3 protein-coding genes are annotated in these 3,991 nt (G+C 63.4%); 2 read left to right on the forward strand and 1 reads right to left on the reverse strand.

Annotated elements, in window-relative coordinates:
* On the reverse strand, window positions 1–2,085 hold a 2,085-nt coding region (locus tag EOA75_RS29935), incomplete at its 3' end, for a strawberry notch family protein (RefSeq protein ID WP_206517062.1).
* Window positions 2,086–2,308: 223 nt separating this feature from the next.
* On the opposite strand from EOA75_RS29935, the gene EOA75_RS29940 reads away from it, so the two are divergent.
* Both EOA75_RS29940 and EOA75_RS29945 read left to right on the forward strand, forming a co-directional pair.
* Window positions 2,309–3,499, forward strand: a complete 1,191-nt coding sequence (locus tag EOA75_RS29940) for a DUF1173 domain-containing protein (RefSeq protein WP_127325842.1) — start codon at window positions 2,309–2,311, stop codon at window positions 3,497–3,499.
* 118 nt (window positions 3,500–3,617) lie between these two features.
* Window positions 3,618–3,797: a hypothetical protein gene (locus EOA75_RS29945; protein ID WP_127325843.1), complete on the forward strand. Its 180-nt coding sequence runs from the start codon at window positions 3,618–3,620 to the stop codon at window positions 3,795–3,797.
* Window positions 3,798–3,991: the final 194 nt, after the last annotated feature.

The raw sequence follows: 3,991 nt of genomic DNA on the forward strand, positions 1-3,991 counted from the left end.
GGATTCCACCTCCGACGCGCCGGTCGCGGAAACGTAGACGACGCGCGCATCGGGCAGCGCGCGCTGCAGGCGAAGACCGGCGCGGCCCTGCTGCGAGGCGGCTTTTTCGCCGCGCTCGGATCTGCCGGCGGCATTGGCCATGGCGTGGCCTTCATCGAAGATGATGACGCCGTCGAAAGTTCTTGCATTCCCCGCTCCTTGGCTGAGCCAATCGACGATCTGCTGGACGCGCGAGCGCTTGCCTTCGCGCTCGTCGGTGCGCAGCGTGGCGAAAGTGACGAAGAGGATGCCTTCATCAAGCTTGATCGGCTTGCCCTGGCTGAAGCGCGAGAGCGGCGTGACCAGCAGCTTTTCCTGGCCGAGCGCGCTCCAGTCGCGTTGCGCATCCTCGAGCAAGGTCTCGGATTTCGAGATCCACAGATGGCGTCGACGGCCCTTCGACCAGTTGTCCAATATTATCCCGGCAGCCTGGCGTCCTTTGCCAGCACCCGTACCGTCGCCGAGGAACCAGCCTCGACGAAACCGGACCGCGTCCTCGGTCTCGGCAGTTACGGCTTTCAGATTGTCGAGGGTTGCGTCGACGCACCAGTGGCCGGCGAGATAGCCGCAATGCGCCTCTCCGGCATAGATCACGCTCTCAAGCTGGGCATCGGAGAGATCACCGCTGGTGACGATGCGCTTTGGCAGGTGTGGGCGGTAGGTCGGCTTGGGCGGCGCGACCGAAGCCATGGCGACGGACTCAACCAGCTTGTCTGGATGCGGCTTGGCGTCGGGGATATGGATCGCTTGGAGGCGAAAGGATTCGTAGATGCCGTCGGCGACATCGACACGGGATTTTGGCACGGCATCGCGCAGTTCGTAGGAGAGCTCGACGACTTGGTCGTCGAGTCGAGCGGGCGGCGGAGATACGGGACGCGCGGCACCGGCAACGAGTGACGGGCGACTTGCCGGAGCGGTCACCACTGCGGGACACATCGTGCCGGTGGCCTTGCGGGCGGCCATCTTCGCCGCGCACGTGCGCAGGATGCCGTTGGACAGCGCGCCGATGGAGTTCGGCGCGGTCGAGGGCGAGCGGGGCGGAAGGCTGGAGATCCAGGAGAGAAGCGTTTCCAGATCGGGCGCGACGCCATGGGAGGCGATGAGCTTCGTCGGATCGGCGGCCGCGATCTTGTCGATCACGGTCAGACGGGTTTCCATCGTCGTGCCGTGGCGGGCATAGACGGAGCCATCGATCGCGGCGCTGAACTGCACTGTGCCGCGTTCCTGGAGACGGACGAAGGCGGCGCTCCATTTGAGACTATCTGGGGAAAGGCCTGAGCCGCTGATCGCCACCAGCCGGCCGCCGGGGGCAAGTCGAGCGAAGGCCGAGGCGAGATGACGCCATGCGGCGTCGGCCATGCGGCCATCGACATGAATGCCGGCGGTAAATGGCGGGTTCATCAAGACGACGGTCGGACGCACAGATCGGTCGAGATAGTCGTCGATGTGGGCAGCGTCATGCTGCGATACTGCCGACCCCGAGAAGAGCTGCCCCAGCAGATCGCGACGAACCGGCCCATACTCGTTGAGGGAGAGACGCGCATGCGCGAGCTCGGCGAAGATCGCCATGAGTCCAGTTCCGGCGGACGGTTCCAACACCATGTCGTCGGCCATGATCCCGGCGGTGCGGGCAGCGACAAAGGCCAGCGGCATTGGCGTCGAAAACTGCTGGAGCTGCTGGCTCTCCTCGGAGCGCCGCGTGTGGGTCGGGATCAGGCTCGCGACCTTGGATACCATCGCAAGTGCTGCCTGCGGCGCGTTCGCGCGGCTGAAAATCGCCACGCCGAATTTGCGCAGGAACAGGACCTGCGCGACCTCGGTCGCTTCATAGGCGTCTTTCCAGGCCCAGAACCCTTCAGCGTCCGAGCCGCCGAAGACGTTCATCAGGATGGTGCGTAGATCGGTAGCGCCAATTGCCTGGCCGCGTTCGAGGAACGGCAGCAGGTCATGGCCGGCGCGGAGAATCTTGGCTGCACGGCCGGCACGACCGGTGGGTGCAAGCGAGGTGGCGGCGGCGTTCGCGGCGCCGGATGTGATCATGTTCATGGGAAACCCTGTCGAGAGCAGGAAAGGACCGGCCAGCCCGGACGCTCTCGAAGCCCCGGCAGGTCGCCCCTTTCCGGCCCCTCTCTCCCTCCGGTACGATGAAGCGGCCAGCGCCGGCCTTCAGCCGGGCGCCTCACGGTTTGCGTGGGTTTTACTAGCTAATTTTCGATAGTAAAAGGAGTGCTGTCTGTGTAGCTTCGATCGAAGCAGGGAGAGAACCGAGATGCGAATATTCACGATCGGCGATCAGACACTGGAGGAATCCTCGCTCGAGTTCCGGACGCTTCTGGCAGATGCCTATAAGCAGAGGCACCGCCCGATGTGCATGTGCAAGGAGCCGGCGGTTGCAATGTATATCGCGCGGCTGGAAGACCAGTACCTGATCAAACGCATGCCGCTGTCCGGACGCGACCATGATCCTGCATGCCCGTCCTATGAGCCACCCTACGAACTTTCCGGCCTTGGCCCGCTGATTGGCAACGCGATCCAGATCGACCCCAGCGGCAGGGCCGACCTGAAGCTGGATTTCTCGCTGACGAAACGCGGGGCCAGATCCGCAGCCGTCGAGGCGGCTGAGCCCTCGGAGCACGGCATTCGCAGCGAGCCCAGAAAACTGTCGCTTAGGGCAATGCTGCATTACCTCTGGGAGGCTGGGGAATTGACGGAATGGCGCTCGGCTTGGGCGGGCCGGCGCGGCTGGGGCCGGGTTCGCACCAGCCTGATCAATGCCGCTACGCAGATGACCGCAAGGGGCGGGCCACTGAGCGATATGCTCTTCGTGCCCGAAGTGTTTCATCCTGAGGACAAGGACGGGATCGCATCCCGTCGCGCTGCAGCGCTAAAGGGTGTACAGGCGACCGGCTCGGGATCCCGCAAGCTCATGATGATCGTGGCCGAGGTGAAGGAGTTTTCCGCGGCGCGCGAGGGACACAAGATTGTCGTGCGGCACATGCCCTTCCCACTGATGATCGAGGACGGCGCATGGCGGCGGCTTGCCGCTCGCTACGAGGCCGAACTGGAACTCTGGCGCTCGAGCGAACCGCTCCACCTGATCTTCATCGCGACTTTCGGCATCTCAAACGCTGGCATCGCGACGGTCGAGGAGGTCGCGCTGATGGTGGTCAACGAGCACTGGTTGCCGTTCGAGGACATTCACGAGCTGCGGCTGTTGGAGAAGCTCAGCCACCTCAAGCGAAAGAGCGTTAAGGGGCTACGCTTCAACCTGCCGCGCAATGCGCCAATCGTGTCGGTGACATTGCCGGAACAAAAGCCCGCCCCCGTCGCCATGTTCATCGTGCCGGCGAGTGCCGGAGAGCAATATGAACACGCGCTAACCGACATGATCAGTGCCAGACCAGAGATCACACCCTGGGTATGGCGGGTCGTGCATGGTGACATGCCGCGACTTCCTTGATCCGGAAACATGGGCCACCCTGGGCGTTGACAGAACGGCGCGAATAACAACAGGTCACGCTCTAGAAGCTCGTCGATGTTGTCGGAACCGCATGAAACCTGAGAGAAAACCGTTTGTCGTGGAATTCAAGAACCGGCATCGCCTGCCCAGGCGTGAACACTCGATTTGGGGCAAAATCGATCTGAAGGCCGCCAGCGATCAGGTCGCCGCCGCGCGGACGGCCGGCGACAATGCTGCAGTTATGGCCATCCAGTCGCCCGATGCTGTTGCGAAGAAGACCAGCGACAGCAACGCCTGATCGCGTGATAGACAAGCTTCCGAACTCCTATCGATCTCCGGAATGACATAGCCCAGCGCGATGGCCGGGCCATGAAAGGAGGAGATGGCGGAGGGTCTGTGATCAGGCCGCGCTTTCCAGCAGCTTTCGGGCCTTGCCCTCGAGTTCTAGCCGGGTGTCCTGATGGGTCTTGCCACGCGCCAACGCCGTGATGC

It is taken from the genome of Mesorhizobium sp. M1A.F.Ca.IN.022.07.1.1 (genome assembly GCF_003997575.1).
Classification (GTDB): domain Bacteria; phylum Pseudomonadota; class Alphaproteobacteria; order Rhizobiales; family Rhizobiaceae; genus Mesorhizobium.